General features: G+C 45.7%; 14 protein-coding genes. 12 read left to right on the top strand and 2 right to left on the bottom strand.

The genetic code is table 11. The annotated features are described in order from the left end of the window. The first annotated feature begins 106 nt into the window (after positions 1-106). From bslB to HC660_RS19180, 5 genes are all read left to right on the top strand, one after another. Positions 107-571: a biofilm surface layer hydrophobin BslB gene (gene bslB / locus HC660_RS19200; protein ID WP_010332321.1), complete on the top strand. Its 465-nt coding sequence runs from the start codon at positions 107-109 to the stop codon at positions 569-571. Positions 572-750: 179 nt separating this feature from the next. Continuing rightward, positions 751-2025, top strand: a complete 1275-nt coding sequence (gene rocG, locus HC660_RS19195; RefSeq protein ID WP_168749031.1) for a glutamate dehydrogenase — start codon at positions 751-753, stop codon at positions 2023-2025. Between the two features lie 231 nt (positions 2026-2256). After that, complete coding sequence (pruA, locus tag HC660_RS19190; RefSeq protein ID WP_168749030.1) at positions 2257-3804, top strand: L-glutamate gamma-semialdehyde dehydrogenase; 1548 nt, start codon at positions 2257-2259, stop codon at positions 3802-3804. Between the two features lie 71 nt (positions 3805-3875). Further along, a complete protein-coding gene (locus tag HC660_RS19185; protein WP_168749029.1) occupies positions 3876-5576 on the top strand; it encodes a M20 family metallopeptidase in 1701 nt (566 codons plus the stop codon). Further along, positions 5576-6988, top strand: a complete 1413-nt coding sequence (locus tag HC660_RS19180; protein ID WP_168749028.1) for an amino acid permease — start codon at positions 5576-5578, stop codon at positions 6986-6988. Before HC660_RS19185 ends, HC660_RS19180 begins: the two co-directional genes overlap by 1 nt. 30 nt (positions 6989-7018) lie before the next feature. Here the strand turns inward: HC660_RS19180 and HC660_RS19175 are convergent, their stop codons facing one another. After that, entirely contained in the window at positions 7019-8218 is a 1200-nt protein-coding gene (locus HC660_RS19175) for a multidrug effflux MFS transporter (protein ID WP_168749027.1), read from the bottom strand. 219 nt (positions 8219-8437) lie between these two features. Between HC660_RS19175 and HC660_RS19170 the strand changes: the two genes are divergently transcribed. From HC660_RS19170 to HC660_RS19140, 7 genes are all read left to right on the top strand, one after another. Next, positions 8438-9676 (top strand): MFS transporter, encoded by a 1239-nt coding sequence (locus HC660_RS19170; RefSeq protein WP_168749026.1) that lies wholly within the window; start codon positions 8438-8440, stop codon positions 9674-9676. Positions 9677-9836: 160 nt separating this feature from the next. Further along, positions 9837-10451 (top strand): prephenate decarboxylase, encoded by a 615-nt coding sequence (gene bacA, locus HC660_RS19165; protein ID WP_168749025.1) that lies wholly within the window; start codon positions 9837-9839, stop codon positions 10449-10451. Beyond that, positions 10441-11151: a 3-((4R)-4-hydroxycyclohexa-1,5-dien-1-yl)-2-oxopropanoate isomerase gene (gene bacB, locus HC660_RS19160; protein ID WP_168749024.1), complete on the top strand. Its 711-nt coding sequence runs from the start codon at positions 10441-10443 to the stop codon at positions 11149-11151. Before bacA ends, bacB begins: the two co-directional genes overlap by 11 nt. Next, positions 11151-11912, top strand: coding sequence for a dihydroanticapsin 7-dehydrogenase (gene bacC / locus HC660_RS19155; protein ID WP_168749023.1), 762 nt, complete (start codon positions 11151-11153; stop codon positions 11910-11912). Before bacB ends, bacC begins: the two co-directional genes overlap by 1 nt. Positions 11913-11934: 22 nt before the next feature. After that, positions 11935-13353 (top strand): alanine--anticapsin ligase, encoded by a 1419-nt coding sequence (gene bacD / locus HC660_RS19150; protein ID WP_168749022.1) that lies wholly within the window; start codon positions 11935-11937, stop codon positions 13351-13353. Continuing rightward, positions 13350-14531: a bacilysin exporter BacE gene (bacE, locus tag HC660_RS19145; RefSeq protein WP_168749021.1), complete on the top strand. Its 1182-nt coding sequence runs from the start codon at positions 13350-13352 to the stop codon at positions 14529-14531. The genes bacD and bacE overlap by 4 nt, the downstream gene beginning before the upstream one ends. 12 nt (positions 14532-14543) lie before the next feature. Then, positions 14544-15743, top strand: coding sequence for a transaminase BacF (locus HC660_RS19140; protein WP_168749020.1), 1200 nt, complete (start codon positions 14544-14546; stop codon positions 15741-15743). Positions 15744-15757: 14 nt separating this feature from the next. Here the strand turns inward: HC660_RS19140 and bacG are convergent, their stop codons facing one another. Continuing rightward, positions 15758-16537: an NADPH-dependent reductase BacG gene (bacG, locus tag HC660_RS19135; RefSeq protein WP_168749019.1), complete on the bottom strand. Its 780-nt coding sequence runs from the start codon at positions 16535-16537 to the stop codon at positions 15758-15760. Between the last annotated feature and the right edge of the window lie 113 nt (positions 16538-16650).

Below are 16650 nucleotides of genomic sequence, written 5' to 3'. Positions count from 1 at the left end.
TAATTTTTAAGAAAAAGAATTGGTAATTCGCGAATTACGGGTTAAATGCTTTTTCTGCAGAGGACGCTCTGGCCAAATTCAACAGTGATTTGAGGGGGAAATTGTCATGTTAAAAAGAACTTCATTCGTATCTTCATTTTTCATCAGTTCAGCTGTCTTGCTATCAATCTTGCTTCCTTCAGGCCAAGCTCATGCGCAGTCTGCAACAATTGAGGCAAAAACGATAAACAGTACAAAAGAATGGACAACTTCAGATATTGAAGTGACTTATAAACCAAACGCAGTGCTTTCTCTGGGAGCAGTTGAGTTTCAATTTCCTGACGGATTCCACGCGACAACAAGAGATTCTGTAAATGGAAGAACACTGAAAGAAACACAGATTTTAAACGATGGAAAAACGGTCAGACTCCCGCTTACGCTTGATTTGTTAGGCGCAACCGAATTTGACCTCGTGATGGTGCGCAAAACGCTTCCGCGCGCAGGCACTTACACGATTAAAGGCGATGTAGTAAACGGTTTGGGAATCGGCAGTTTAAATGCTGAAACGCAGCTGGTGATTGACCCTCGTTAATAGGAATAGAAATGATCAGGGGCTGATGTGGTATCAGCCTCTTTTTTGTATGTTTTAAAAACTGGTACGATTCTTGCATGTAGATAAGGGTGAACCCAGTGAAGAAAGGAATTGATCTATTTCAGTTTTTAAAAGCGCTTACATTTTCCTGAAGATAAAATAATGATGAGGTGAAAAACATGTCAGAAAAACAAATTACAAAGGATGAAGAAAAAGAAGCTCTCAATTTATTTCTGTCTACGCAAGCGATCATAAAGGAAGCCCTGCGGAAACTGGGCTATCCGAGCGGAATGTATGAATTAATGAAAGAGCCGATGAGAATGCTCACTGTACGAATTCCGGTGAAAATGGATAACGGCAGCGTGAAAGTGTTTACGGGCTATCGTTCACAGCACAATGACGCGGTCGGCCCGACAAAAGGGGGCGTGCGTTTTCATCCCGAAGTGAATGAAGAGGAAGTAAAGGCATTATCGATTTGGATGACGCTCAAATGCGGCATCACGAATTTGCCATACGGCGGCGGAAAGGGCGGCATTATTTGTGATCCGCGGACGATGTCATTTGGAGAATTGGAACGGCTGAGCCGGGGGTATGTCCGCGCCATCAGCCAGTTAGTCGGCCCCACAAAGGATATTCCCGCTCCCGATGTGTACACCAATTCGCAAATTATGGCGTGGATGATGGATGAATACAGCCGGCTTCGGGAATTCGATTCTCCGGGTTTTATCACAGGAAAACCGCTCGTTTTAGGCGGATCACAGGGCCGGGAAACAGCAACAGCACAAGGCGTAACCATTTGTATAGAAGAAGCCGTTAAGAAAAAAGGAATCAAGCTGCAAAACGCGCGCATCGTCATACAGGGTTTTGGGAACGCCGGCAGTTTTCTGGCTAAATTTATGCATGATGCCGGCGCAAAGGTTATCGGTATTTCGGATGCCCACGGCGGTCTGTACAACCCGGATGGCCTCGATATTCCTTATTTGCTCGATAAGCGGGACAGTTTCGGAATGGTCACCAATTTATTTACAGATGTCATTACAAATGAAGAGCTGCTCGAACAAGAATGCGATATTTTAGTGCCTGCGGCTATTTCAAATCAAATCACAGCCAAAAATGCCCATAACATTAAGGCCTCAATTGTGGTCGAAGCGGCTAACGGGCCGACGACAATCGACGCGACAAAGATTTTGAATGAAAAAGGGGTACTCCTGGTGCCCGATATACTGGCGAGTGCAGGCGGTGTAACGGTTTCTTATTTTGAATGGGTTCAAAACAACCAAGGGTATTATTGGGCAGAAGAAGAGGTTGCGGAAAAGCTGAGAAACGTGATGGTCAATTCATTTGAAACGATTTATCAGACTGCGGCTAAACACAAAGTCGATATGCGCTTGGCGGCTTACATGACGGGCATCAGAAAGTCTGCAGAGGCGTCTCAATTCCGCGGGTGGGTTTAGGTGGGGATAATACCTCCCTTCTTCCGCAAAAACATTTTGCTTTTTTTGTTTGCGTATGGATGAAAATCGCAAAGTGATTTTGCACTTTCTATTCACAGAAGGCAATATGTTTAGATTTCTGACAAATTTCTCTGCGATTCTGCAAGTTTTTTTGTGAAAAGGCGAAGCACTGGTACGAATCTTGCTTTTATCTTTATGAGAAGACATATTACATAACGAGGGGGACTACATATGACCGTTTCATATGCGCACGAACCATTCACTGATTTTAAGGAAGCGAAGCATAAAACAGCCTTTCAAGAATCATTGGCCTTTGTAAATACTCAGCTCGGCAAGCATTATCCGCTTGTCATTAATGGAGAAAAGATCGAAACGGATCGCAAAATTGTTTCGATTAATCCGGCCAATAAGGAAGAAGTGATCGGCTACGCCTCAACGGCTAATCAAGAGCTTGCTGAAAAAGCGATGCAATCGGCGTTACAGGCATTTGAATCGTGGAAAAAACAAAGACCGGAGCATCGCGCGAATATCCTTTTTAAAGCTGCGGCTATTTTACGCAGAAGAAAGCATGAATTTTCAAGCTATCTTGTAAAGGAAGCGGGAAAACCGTGGAAGGAAGCAGATGCTGACACAGCGGAAGCAATAGACTTTTTAGAATACTACGCGCGCCAAATCGTAAAGCTGAAGGACGGGGCTCCGGTAAAGAGCCGGGCAGGCGAGTACAATCAATATCATTATGAAGCGCTTGGCGTCGGCATTGTCATTTCGCCATTTAATTTCCCGCTCGCCATTATGGCAGGGACTGCTGCAGCTGCGATTGTCACGGGGAATACGATCCTATTGAAGCCGGCAGATGCTGCGCCAGTAGTGGCTGCTAAATTTGTCGAGGTGATGGAGGAAGCGGGTTTGCCAAACGGCGTTCTCAATTACATTCCGGGAGACGGAGCCGAAATTGGCGATTTCTTAGTTGAACACCCTAAAACAAGATTTGTATCATTTACAGGCTCCCGTGCAGTCGGCTGCCGAATTTATGAGCGTGCCGCAAAAGTGCAGCCGGGCCAAAAATGGCTGAAACGCGTGATTGCTGAAATGGGCGGGAAAGATACAGTGCTTGTCGACAAAGATGCTGATTTGGATCTTGCTGCCTCTTCTATCGTTTACTCCGCATTCGGGTACTCAGGGCAAAAATGTTCAGCGGGCTCCCGTGCAGTGATTCATCAGGATGTCTATGATGAAGTCGTAGAAAAAGCAGTTGCGCTGACCAAAACGCTGACAGTCGGAAGTCCGGAAGATCCTGATACGTATATGGGACCTGTCATTCATGAAGCATCCTATAATAAGGTCATGCGCTATATTGAAATCGGCAAGTCTGAAGGCAAGCTTTTGACCGGCGGAGAAGGTGATGATTCTAAAGGCTACTTTATTCAGCCGACGATCTTTGCAGATGTTGATGAACATGCACGCCTCATGCAGGAAGAAATCTTCGGGCCGGTTGCTGCCATCTGCAAAGCGCGTGATTTCGACCATATGCTTGAGATTGCAAATAACACAGACTACGGACTGACAGGCGCTCTGCTGACAAAAAACCGTACGCACATTGAGCGGGCTCGCGAGGATTTTCATGTCGGAAACTTATACTTTAACAGAGGCTGTACCGGAGCTATTGTCGGCTATCAGCCATTCGGCGGATTTAATATGTCTGGAACAGACTCAAAAGCAGGAGGTCCGGATTATTTAATTCTTCATATGCAGGCGAAAACAACATCCGAAGCGTATTAATTGAGAAAACGGAAATAGTGCGATTGTGTTTAGATCGCACTATTTACATTTTGGGATGAGGGGGATGATGTATGCTCTATACAAAAATCAGTCACATGATGCCGGCTGAACGGATCGAGGCACTGACAAAGTCTCTGGTCAGCCTCAGCAGTGTGAATGGCACCATCGGGGAAGGGACGAAAGCTGATTTTATCAAAGATGTCATCATGAGCTATCCTTATTTTCAGGAACATCCTTGCCATGTATGGGAGCAGGCTATACCTAACGACCCGTACAACCGGAAAAATATGTTTGCGTTTGTGAAAGGCAGTGGGGAAAGCCGGAATACCGTCATTTATCACGCCCACTTGGATACAGTGGGAATTGAAGATTTTGGACCGCTAAAGGATATCGCTTTTGATTCTGAAAAATTGGCTGAGTATTTCTCCAGCTATGCTTTTGATGATGACGTTCAGCGGGACGCCAAGTCGGGTGAGTGGATGTTCGGCAGAGGCTCTGTCGACATGCAAAGCGGCATCGCGGTGCATTTGTCCAATCTCCTGCACTTTTCAGAGAACCGCGAAGCATTGCCGGGAAATTTATTATTTATGGCAAATCCGGATGAAGAAAGTCAGCATGCCGGTATTCTCGCCAGTATTTCTGAGCTGAACCGATTAAAAAAGGAGAAACAGATTCAGTATCTGGCTGCTATTAATACCGATTTCATTACGCCGCTATACGATGGTGATTCAACAAGATATATTTACACCGGAGCCGCGGGAAAGCTGCTGCCTTGCTTTTATATATCAGGCCGGGAAGTGCATGTCGGAGATACGCTTGCTGGCATCGATCCAAATCTCATTTCTTCTGAAATCACAAGCCGCATCCACAACAATATTCATTTAGCAGAAAAGATTGAAGGCGAATTGGTTTTGCCCCCATCCTGCTTGTACCAGCGTGGTAACAAGGAATCCTATAACGTCCAAACCGCCGTCAGCAGCTATTTGTATTTCAATTATTTTATATATGAAAAAACAGCAAAGGAAGTCATGGACCAGCTTACCCAAGTCGCTGAGGAGGCGTGCCGGATCACAAAACGAAAATTATCTGATTATTATGAAGAATATCTAAAGCGAACAAATCTTCCAAAGAGACATTTGTCTTGGGATATTCAAGTCTTCAGTCTGGATCAGTACATGGAAAAGCTAAGAAGCCGCGGTATCGATCCTGAGCAGTGTATAGAGCAAGCATTCAAAGCCAATGAGCATCTTGAACTGCGCATGAGATGTTTTCATGCAATTGAAGAACTCCAAAAACTTGATCCCGATCAGGGCGCAAAAGTCATTCTGTTTTATGCTCCACCTTATTTACCGCATAACTATTTAAAAGAAGAAAGCACAAGAGACCAGCTATTGCAGCATGTAATCAAAGAAGCGGTGGACAAAACCGCCAAAACGACAGGTGAAACCTTTGTTTTCAAAAAGTTTTTCCCTTACTTGGCAGACGGCAGCTTTTTGTCGCTGCACGAAACCGATGACGAAATTGATTCCTTTATCAGAAACTTCCCGGGGTGGGAGATGATTGGAACCATTCCGTTCAAAGACATACGGAAACTGAACATTCCTTCCATTAACATGGGGGTATACGGCAAAGCCGGACATAAATGGACTGAAAGAGTATACAAGCCGTACACATTTCATATATTGCCTGATCTGATACAGCAGACCACTGTTCACCTTTTGCAAAGCTATCGGATGAATATCAGCACAAAAGAGCCGAAGGGAGAAGGATGATGGAGGATCATAAAAATGAATTGCAGCGCAGTATGAAAAGCCGGCATTTGTTTATGATTGCCTTGGGCGGCGTCATCGGCACCGGGCTGTTTTTAGGTTCCGGCTTTACGATCAGCCAGGCGGGGCCGCTCGGAGCGATTGTTGCCTATATGATTGGCGGGTTTTTAATGTATCTAGTCATGCTTTGTTTAGGGGAGCTGGCTGTTGCCATGCCGGTCGCCGGGTCGTTTCAAGCTTATGCTGCAAAGTTTTTGGGGCCGTCGACAGGTTTTATGATCGGCTGGCTGTATTGGTTCAGCTGGGCGAATACAGTCGGCTTGGAGCTAACGTCAGCGGGCATTTTGATGCAAAGATGGCTGCCCTCCGTGCCAATCTGGATATGGTGCCTCGTTTTCGGTATCATCATCTTTTTAATTAATGTGCTGTCAGTCAGAAGCTTTGCGGAAATGGAATTTTGGTTTTCGAGCATCAAAGTGACAGCGATCATATTATTTATCGTGATCGGCGGGTGCGCTGTGTTTGGCTTGATTGATTTTAAAGGCGGCCAGGAAACGCCTTTTTTATCTCATTTCATGACCGATAAAGGACTGTTTCCAAATGGTGTGCTGGCTGTTATGTTTACGCTGGTTATGGTCAATTTCTCATTTCAGGGGACGGAGCTGGTCGGAATTGCGGCAGGGGAGAGTGAAAGTCCGGAAAAGACACTGCCGAAGTCCATTCGAAATGTCATCTGGCGAACGCTGTTTTTCTTTGTGCTGGCCATGTTCGTCTTGGTCGCCATTCTTCCGTACGAAACAGCGGGGGTGATTGAAAGTCCGTTTGTAGCGGTGCTTGATCAAATCGGCATCCCGTTTGCGGCTGATATGATGAACTTTGTCATATTAACGGCGATTTTATCTGTTGCCAATTCTGGTTTATATGCAGCCTCGCGCATGATGTGGTCGCTTTCAACAAACAAAATGGGTCCGGCCCTTTTAACCAGACTGACCAAAAAAGGGGTGCCGATCAATGCCCTGCTGATTACGATTGGGATTTCCGGCTGTTCGCTGCTGACTAGTGTCATGGCTGCAGAAACCGTGTATTTATGGTGTATATCAATCTCAGGCATGGTGACAGTTGTCGCGTGGATGTCCATTTGCGCCTCACAATTTTTCTTTCGCAGGCGGTTCCTCGCTGAAGGCGGGAACGTGAACGACCTGGAATTCAGAACACCTCTTTATCCGTTGGTGCCGATTCTTGGATTTGTATTATACGGATGCATATTGATAAGCCTTATTTTCATCCCAGATCAAAGAATCGGCTTGTACTGCGGTGTACCACTCATTATTTTCTGCTATGCGTACTATCATCTGAGCATCAAGAAACGCTTACAAAAAAAACCGCTGAAAAAAGAGCAAACAGAAGCGCAATAGAAAAAGCTCTCCGGGAGGCCGGAGAGCTTTTTATGCGTTACGTCTGACAAGAAACACATAGGACAATATCGCGAGCACATCAAAGCCAGATATACTCAGCGCCATCGGCCACGCGCTTTCTTCCCCGGCAACACCGACGAGCGGAGCGGCAATGGCCCCTCCGATAAAGGGCAGAAGCCCAAGGAGCGCCGCGGCGCTGCCCGCCCCTTTTTCCTGCTTTTGCATCGCCAGCGTAAAACCTGTCGTTGTGACGATACCGACACTGGAGACGATAATAAATAAAGATGCGCAGACAGCGAACAGCCCGAGGTCAAAAGTGAGCGACAAAAGAAGTGCGGCGCTTCCGATGATGGAGGTTAATAGACCAGAGATGAACAGCTTGCGCTCATCAACATTTTTGGCCAGCCGCCCCGTCATCTGTGTAGCCGCAATAATGCCCGCCCCGTTGATGGCAAACAGCATGCTGAACATCTGGGCCGACACACCGTATATGTTTTGCAGGACAAATGGCGAACCGGAAATATAAGCAAACATGCCGGTCATGATAAAGGCCTGGCTGAAAGCAAAACCCATAAACGCCCGGTCGGCAAGCAAGTGCCGAAATGTGGTCAGCGTCTCCCGGAGTCCGCCCTTTGTCCGTTTTTCAGGAGGCAGTGATTCAGGCAATGCGGTAAGAACCGCGACAAAAATAAGACACCCGATCCCGGCCAGCACGATAAACACGGTTGACCAGTCAGTAAATTGAAGGATGAATCCTCCCGTAATTGGGGCTAAAATTGGTGCCGCTCCGTTTACGAGCATGAGCAATGAGAAAAAAGCGGTCAGGTCTTTGCCTGAGTACATATCGCGGGCAGTGGCGCGGGCGATGACAATCCCCGCCGCTCCGGTAAAGCCCTGGATAAACCTCATGATAATTAAAAACGCGACAGAAGGGCTGAACGCGCATAATAAGGATGAGAGTGTATAAAGCACCATTGATATGATCAGCGGTTTCCGGCGCCCTTTCATATCACTGAGCGGTCCGACGATAATCTGTCCGAGCGCAAGCCCGAGCAGGCAGAACGTTAAGCTCAGCTGTGCGAGTGACGCGGTCGTATGCAGGTCGGCAGCGACTTGGGGAAGAGCAGGCAGATACATATCAAGCGACAGCGGCCCGAATGACGCCAGCGTGCCGAGAATGAATACCATGCCGAGCCTGAAACGCGCGGCTGTTGAATAACCTTGATTCATCACATGACCCACCTTAACAAATGATCCTATTACTATAGCATATCCCAGGATATGTTTTTATTTTATTTTAAAATTGAAATAATAAATCCCTTATTCATATTCGAATGTAAATAATAAAAAGAAATTCATTTTCGTTCGAATTGTAAATTGTAAATAAAGGATGCTAAACTATAATTCAACTTTATATTTAAAAGATTCCGGAAGAGGTGTTAAGGGAGAATGAAGAGTAAACAAAACAATCACAGCAAATCAAAACATCATTTTCCGCTATTTCTTGCGTTGGCTTTAACAATGGGCGTATTTGCGGCTGGATCTGAAGAGCTTGTCATTTCACCGCTGCTGCCTGATTTAGCAGATGCCTTCAACTCAAATGTCAGTGTGCTTGCGCTATCTATCAGTATATATGGGATTATGATTTTTATCGGTGCCCCGTTGCTGGTTCCTTTAGGGGATAAATACTCGAGAGAACTGAGTTTAATGTTGGGACTTGTGATCTTTATTATAGGAACCGTGATATGCGCTTTGGCGCAAAATATCTTTTTCTTCTTTTTAGGCCGGGCGCTTTCAGGATTGGCAGCAGGTGCATTTGTCCCAACCGCTTACGCAGTTGTCGGGGATCGTGTCCCGTATACATATCGAGGCAAAGTGATGGGACTGATCGTATCAAGCTGGTCGCTTGCACTGATTTTCGGTGTGCCGATCGGATCATTTATAGGCGGCGTCTTACATTGGAGATGGACGTTCTGGATTTTCGCCTTGATGGGTGCGCTTGTTGTTTTGCTCATCCTATTTGAAATGCGCCGCCATAACGATAATAAAAACAATAGCCTGGAGGAAAAAGAGGAGCCGGCGGGGACATTTCGAGACGCGCTTAAAGTGCCGCGTGTTCCCGTTTATATCATAATCACCTTTTGCAATATGATTGGCTTTTACGGTATGTATTCGTTTTTAGGCTCTTACCTTCAGGACGTTTTTGCTGGAGGCAATACGGCTGCCGGCTTATTTATCATGATTTATGGCATCGGATTTTCCATGAGCGTCATTACTGGTAAGATTGCCGACCGTATTGGAAAAATGCGCTCTCTGGTCATTGCGCTGGCGGTCATCAGCGTTCTGCTGGCTTGTATCGCGTATGCGCCTGCATCAATGCCTCTGCTCATCATCAGTCTATTCATCTGGGGATTAATGCAGAGCTTGACGGTGACGCTGCTCAGCACCATTTTGAGTGATTGCTCAGAGCGTCATCGCGGGAAAATTATGGCGTTTTACAGCCTCGCCTCGAATCTTGCCGTGACGTTGGGTTCTGCTTTGATGGGACCGGTATACGTGGAATATGGTTATACAGCTGTCGGGTTCATATGTGCAGGCATTACAGTACTGGGATTGGGACTCAGTATTTTTGCCTACAGAAAGTACGGCATTCATGATCAGAAAGCGGATCATTCATTATATCAATAAACAAAGCTTCTAAATTCCTATAAATAAGCGATGTATAAAACCCTATTTTTAGGGTTTTTTCGTTTGTATAGGGATATTTATCAATATTTCCAAATAATGTTGACAGTCTTATCTCCGCTGGATAAAATTTACTTAAAATTTAAAAGATTGGTTGGTGCTCATGATTATATTGGATAATAGCATTCAGACTAAAAACAAAGCTTATTCAATATCAAAACTGATTACAGTCAACACGCTCGGCCCAGAAGGGACAAGCAGTGAGTACGCAGCAAAACATTTCATCTCCAATTTTACTCTTCTCCAGGGGCTAAACAGTAAATTATCTTTGCATGATACATTTGAATCATGCATCGAAAGGACTCTTCAAAGCCCGCTGGAATACACCATCGTTCCACATGCTTACGACGGCATTAAGCATTTCTACATGAGGCCGGATTTGCAGCTTTTGCAAATCTTCAGGTGCGATACACCGATGTACGGCCTGGCAGTCCGTCCTGATTTCACATTCAGCGACGACATGCTTGACACATCTGTTATTGTTTCACATCCATCACCTATCAATTTAATAAAATATTTTACCCGCAAAGACGTTAGGTTTGAGCTGGTCAATTCAACCAGCGCCGCAGCAAAAAAAGTAAAAGAAGGTCTTTCAGACATTGCTTTAACCAATGAACTGGCAAGGCAAAAATACGGGCTCAAATTTGTTAAGACCTTTAAAAGCATTCCTATGAGCTGGTCATTATTCGGAAAAGGAGACGTTGAGTATGAAAACTGAACAAGATTTGAAGGAGATTTATTTCCCGACACCAAAATTAATAGAGTGGGAGAACGGAGTGAGACAGTATTCCACCGTCCGCGGCGATACTGAAGTGCTAATGTCTTACGTTCCGCCGCATACTAATGTTGAACCGCATCAGCATCAGGAAGTCCAGATCGGCATGGTCGTTTCAGGCGAGCTATCCATGACTGTCGGAGATGTCACAAAAAAAATGACAGCCTTGGAATCGGCATATATCGCGCCGCCGCATGTGCCTCATGGAGCAAGAAATGACACAGACCAAGAAGTCATTGCCATTGATATTAAACGGTATAAAGCTGATGAAACATATACAAGTCCTGAAGATTATTTTTTGAATATTTTTAAAACAAGGGATTTAATGCCCGGAATGGAAGTCACGTTCTTTGTTGAGGATTGGGTAGAAATTATGCTGGCCAAGATTCCTGGAAACGGCGGCGAAATGCCTTTCCATAAACATCGCAATGAACAAATCGGCATCTGCATCGGCGGCGGATATGATATGACCGTTGAAGGCTGCACAGTGGATATGACATTCGGCACCGCCTATTTCTGCGAACCTCGTGAAGACCATGGGGCCATCAACCGTTCTGAAAAAGAATCTCAATCCATTAACATCTTCTTTCCGCCGCGCTATAACAGATCAAAGACGAAAAAGGTAAAGGCGGATGAATCATAATGAACCTCATCAATAAAACCGTCCTCATAACAGGAGGTGCATCAGGCATAGGCTATGCCGCGGTTCAAGCTTTTTTGAACCAGCAGGCAAATGTGGTTGTGGCGGATATTGATGCAGCACAGGGAGAAGCGATGGTCCGGCAAGAAAATCATGACCGGCTGCACTTTGTGCAAACAGACATCACGGACGAAGCGGCCTGCCAGCATGCTGTTCAATCGGCAATCGATACATTCGGAGGATTAGACATTTTAATTAATAATGCGGGGATCGAAATTGTCGCGCCTATTCATGAGATGGAGCTGAGCGATTGGAATAAGGTGCTCCAAGTCAATCTGACGGGCATGTTTTTAATGAGCAAGCACGCACTCAAGCATATGCTGGCTGCCGGCAAGGGCAATATCATTAATACTTGCTCTGTCGGCGGAGTCGTGGCATGGCCTGATATCCCGGCATATAACGCTAGCAAAGGCGGCGTGTTGCAGCTGACAAGGTCAATGGCTGTTGATTACGCCAAATATCAAATCCGCGTTAACTGTGTATGTCCGGGAATTATCGATACGCCGTTAAATGAGAAATCCTTTATTGAAAATAATGAAGGCACACTTGAAGAAATCAAGAAAGAAAAGGCGAAGGTGAATCCGATGCTAAAACTCGGAAAACCTGAAGAAATAGCAAACGTGATGCTGTTTTTAGCCTCTGATTTATCAAGCTACATGACCGGAAGCGCCATCACCGCAGACGGAGGATATACAGCACAATAGAGAGAGAAGGAGTGTTTTACATATGGAGAGAAAAACAGTTTTGGTTATCGCTGATCTAGGAGGCTGCCCGCCGCACATGTTTTATCAAAGCGCTGCTGAAAAATATAACCTGGTCAGCTTTATTCCAAGACCATTTGCCATCACAGCTTCCCATGCGGCGCTTATTGAAAAATACTCGGTCGCGGTCATAAAGGATAAAGATTATTTTCAGAGCATCGCAGATTTTGAGCATCCCGATTCCATTTACTGGGCGCATGAGGACCATGACAAACCCGAAGAAGAGGTAGTCGAGCAGATCGTCAAGATTGCTGAAATGTTTGGAGCGGAAGCCATCACAACAAACAACGAATTATTCATCGCTCCGATGGCGAAAGCCTGTGAACGACTCGGCTTAAGAGGAGCCGGTGTACAAGCTGCCGAAAATGCCAGAGATAAAAATAAAATGAGGGCAGCGTTTAATAAAGCCGGGGTCAAAACAATCAAAAACAAACGGGTCACAACCCTTGAAGATTTCCGCGCCGCGCTGAAAGAGATCGGTACACCGCTCATCTTAAAACCGACTTATTTGGCGAGTTCAATCGGCGTGACGCTGATTACGGACACCAAAACAGCAGAAGCTGAGTTTAACCGAGTCAATGACTATCTGAAATCCATTAATGTGCCAAAGGCGGTTACGTTTGAAGCCCCATTTATTGCGGAGGAGTTTTTACAGGGAGAATACTCGGACTGGTATCAAACCGAGGGATACTCCGACTATATCAGCATAGAAGGGATCATGGCAGACGGAGAATATGTTCCAGTCGCGATTCATGACAAAACACCGCAAATCGGATTTACAGAAACGTCGCATATTACGCCGTCCATCTTGGATGATGAAGCGAAAAAGATCATTATTGAAGCGGCCAGAAAGGCAAATGAAGGGCTTGGCCTGGAAAACTGTGCGACACATACAGAAATCAAGTTAATGAAAAATAGAGAAGCCGGTTTAATAGAGTCTGCGGCCAGGTTCGCCGGATGGAATATGATTCCGAATATTAAAAAGGTCTTCGGCGTCGACATGGCGCAATTATTGTTAGATGTTCTCTGTTTCGGAAAAGACGCCGATCTTCCGGATGGATTGCTGGAACAAGAGCCTTGCTATATTGCCGACTGTCATTTGTACCCGGAGCATTTCAAACAAAACGGGCAGCTTCCTGAAGCGGCGGAGGATATGATCATTGAATCCATCAGCATTCCGGACGGGCTGCTGAAGGGAGATACGGAACTTGTTTCTTTCTCGGCTGCGGCACCAGGTACGTCTGTTGATTTGAGCCTGTTTGAAGCCTTCAATTCCATTGCCTCATTTGAACTGAAAGGCAGCAATTCACAGGATGTAGCCGATTCCATTAAACAAATCCAGCAGCATGCGAAGCTGACTGCAAAGTATGTGCTGCCAGTATGAAACAGTTAAAGCCAAATTCTAAATACTTGCTTTACGGGCAGGCGCTTTCGTTTATGGGAGACTATTGTGTTCTCCCGGCCCTGCTCATTTTGTCTACATATTATCACGATTATTGGGTGACGTCGGGAGTCATCGCGGTCAGAAGCATTCCGATGGTGTTTCAGCCATTTTTGGGGGTGCTCGTTGACCGATTGGACAGAATTAAAATTATGCTGTGGACAGATGTCATCAGGGGCATCATCTTTTTGGGGCTCACCTTTCTCCCAAAAGGCGAGTATCCGCTGATTTTTCTTGCTCTGCTGTTTGTCTCTTACGGGAGCGGCGTGTTTTTTAATCCGGCGCGTCTCGCGGTCATGTCTTCATTGGAATCAGACATTAAAACGATCAATACCTTATTCGCTAAAGCCACGACCATTTCGATCATTGTCGGCGCGGCCGCCGGAGGGTTATTCCTGTTAGCCGGGTCTGTAGAGATGGCTGTTGCCTTTAACGGTGTGACATACCTGGTTTCGGCATTTTTTATCAGGCGAATTAAGCTGCAATTTGTCCCGATTCAGTCTGAAAATGTAAAAGAGGCCTTTCAGTCTTTTAAAGAAGGGCTGAAGGAAATCAAAACCAATTCATTCGTGTTAAACGCCATGTTTACGATGATTACGATGGCGATGCTCTGGGGAATCGTGTACAGCTATTTTCCGATTGTCAGCCGCTTTTTGGGTGACGGGGAGATCGGCAACTTTATCCTTACCTTCTGCATCGGCTTCGGCGGTTTCATCGGAGCGGCGCTTGTCAGCAAATGGGGCTTTAACAACAATAAAGGCTTGATGTACTTTACCATTTTATCAATCGTCTCACTGGCACTGTTTTTATTCACGCCCATTTTCGCTGTATCTGTCATTAGCGCCATCCTCTTTTTCATCGCCATGGAATATGGGGAAGTGCTTGCAAAGGTTAAAGTTCAGGAAAACGCGGCGAACCAGATTCAAGGGCGTATTTTTTCGGTGGCTGAAGCGTCCATTGGCTTGTGCATTTCGGTTGGTTCCATGCTTATCAACGTGTTAGAGGCTCCTGTCATCATGGGGCTGATTGTCATCATGGTAAGCGGTTTGTTTTTGCATACGAAACTGGTGAACAAATCTTTTTTGGAACGGGATAAAAAAACTGAGCAAATTCACTTATAAGGAGTCTTTCAGATGGAAATAACACCGTCCGACGTCATCAAGACACTTCCAAGGCAAGAATTTTCTCTCGTTTTTCAAAAGGTAAAAGAAATGGAAAAAACGGGGGCGCAAGTCATTAATCTCGGACAGGGGAACCCTGACCTTCCTACTCCGCCGCATATCGTGCAGGCATTGCAGGAGGCGGCTGTGAACCCTTCTTTTCACGGGTACGGGCCATTCAGAGGTTATCCCTTCCTAAAGGAAGCGATTGCCGCTTTCTATAAAAGAGAATACGGAGTGACAATCAATCCTGAAACAGAAGTGGCGCTCTTCGGCGGAGGAAAAGCAGGCTTGTATGTTTTAACACAGTGCCTGCTCAATCCGGGAGATATCGCTCTGGTCCCGAACCCAGGCTATCCTGAATATCTTTCGGGTATTACAATGGCAAGAGCAGAGCTGCACGAAATGCCGCTGCACGCAGAAAACGGCTATCTGCCTGAGTTTGAGAAAATAGATCCCGCTGTGTTACAAAAAGCGAAACTGATGTTTTTGAACTATCCGAATAACCCGACGGGAGCTGTGGCGGATGCAGCTTTTTATGCAAAAGCGGCCGCATTTGCAAAAGAGCACCAGATTCATCTGATTCATGACTTTGCGTACGGCGCATTTGAGTTTGATAAAAAACCGGCCAGCTTCCTGCAGGCGGAGGATGCAAGAACGGTGGGCGCAGAGCTTTATTCATTTTCAAAAACATTTAACATGGCCGGCTGGAGAATGGCGTTTGCCGTGGGGAATGAAAAGATTATACAAGCGGTCAATGAATTTCAGGATCACGTCTTTGTCGGCATGTTTGGCGGTCTGCAGCAGGCGGCCAGTGCGGCGCTATCAGGAGATCAGGACCAGACAGATCGCTTGAAACGCATCTATGCGGAACGGATTGACTTTTTTACGGAGCTATGTGAAAAAGAACTGGGCTGGAAGATTGAAAAACCAAGAGGAACATTTTATGTATGGGCTGAAATTCCAAAAATGTTTGAGTCTTCTCACCAATTCGCTGACTACTTGCTGGAGCAGGCCCATGTTGTCGTAACACCGGGAGAGATTTTCGGCAGCAACGGAAAACGGCATGTCAGAATATCAATGGTATCGAAGCAGGAGGATCTGCGTGAATTTGTCATGCGGATTCAAAAGCTGAACCTGCCGTTTTCCTCATTACAAGAAGTATCCCGCTAAAAAGCGGGATTTTTTTATATGCTTTTCATGCTGCCGCCGTCAGCGGAAATTTGCTGTCCTGTGATATAGGAGGCCTCCTCAGAGGCGAGAAACGCGGCGAGCGCTGCGGTTTCTTCGGCTGATCCGACCCGTTTCATCGGAATCCCGGAAGCAATCTGTTCTTCTGCTTCTTGTTTGGATATGCTGTTCTTTTTCATCACATTCTCCACAAATTGATGATAACGGTCTGTCGCGATAAAACCAGGATTCAGGCAGTTGACTGTAATGTTGTGAGGAGCAAGCTGAATGGAAATATTTTTACTGGCGTTAATTAAAGCGGCATTCATCATACTGTTTGTAAACATATTGGCGCCGGGTTCTTTCCACAGATTTCCGACAATGTTGATGATTCTGCCAAACTCGTTTTGTTTCATCAGTGAGGCAGCACGCTTGATAGCGTCAATGTAGGCAACGGTCTTTTGTGTGAACGTGGCCGTCATATCCTCTATATTGCAGCTATCAAATGTGTCAGGCGCGCCGCCCGGAATATTATTAATCAAAACATCCAGCCGTCCGCATTGAGATTCGATTTTTTGAAAAACGTCGGCTCTCGTTTGTTGGTCAGACATATCACCCGCAAGGACAATGATGCTCGCTTCAGGATGCTTGGCCAAAATATCTTCTTTGACAGGTTCAATATTGTCCAAGTTTCGCGAATTAATGACGATGGAAAAATGCTGGTCTGCTAGCTTCAGAGCGATTGCTTTTCCGATCCCTTGACTGGCTCCCATAATAAATGCGGTTCGTTTTGACAAATAACTGCACCCCTTTGAAAAAATTGGATTATTATCTCCATCGTAAGAAAAAACAGAGAGAATAGCAAATTTTATTTAAATTCTGATAAAGAGGAATCGAAAAACTCCCGCCG

The organism is Bacillus mojavensis (assembly GCF_012648005.1).
GTDB classification, from domain to species: Bacteria; Bacillota; Bacilli; order Bacillales; family Bacillaceae; genus Bacillus; species Bacillus mojavensis.
The sequence above is the reverse complement of the archived record's forward strand: the minus strand, read 5'-3'. Positions and strand labels throughout refer to the sequence as shown.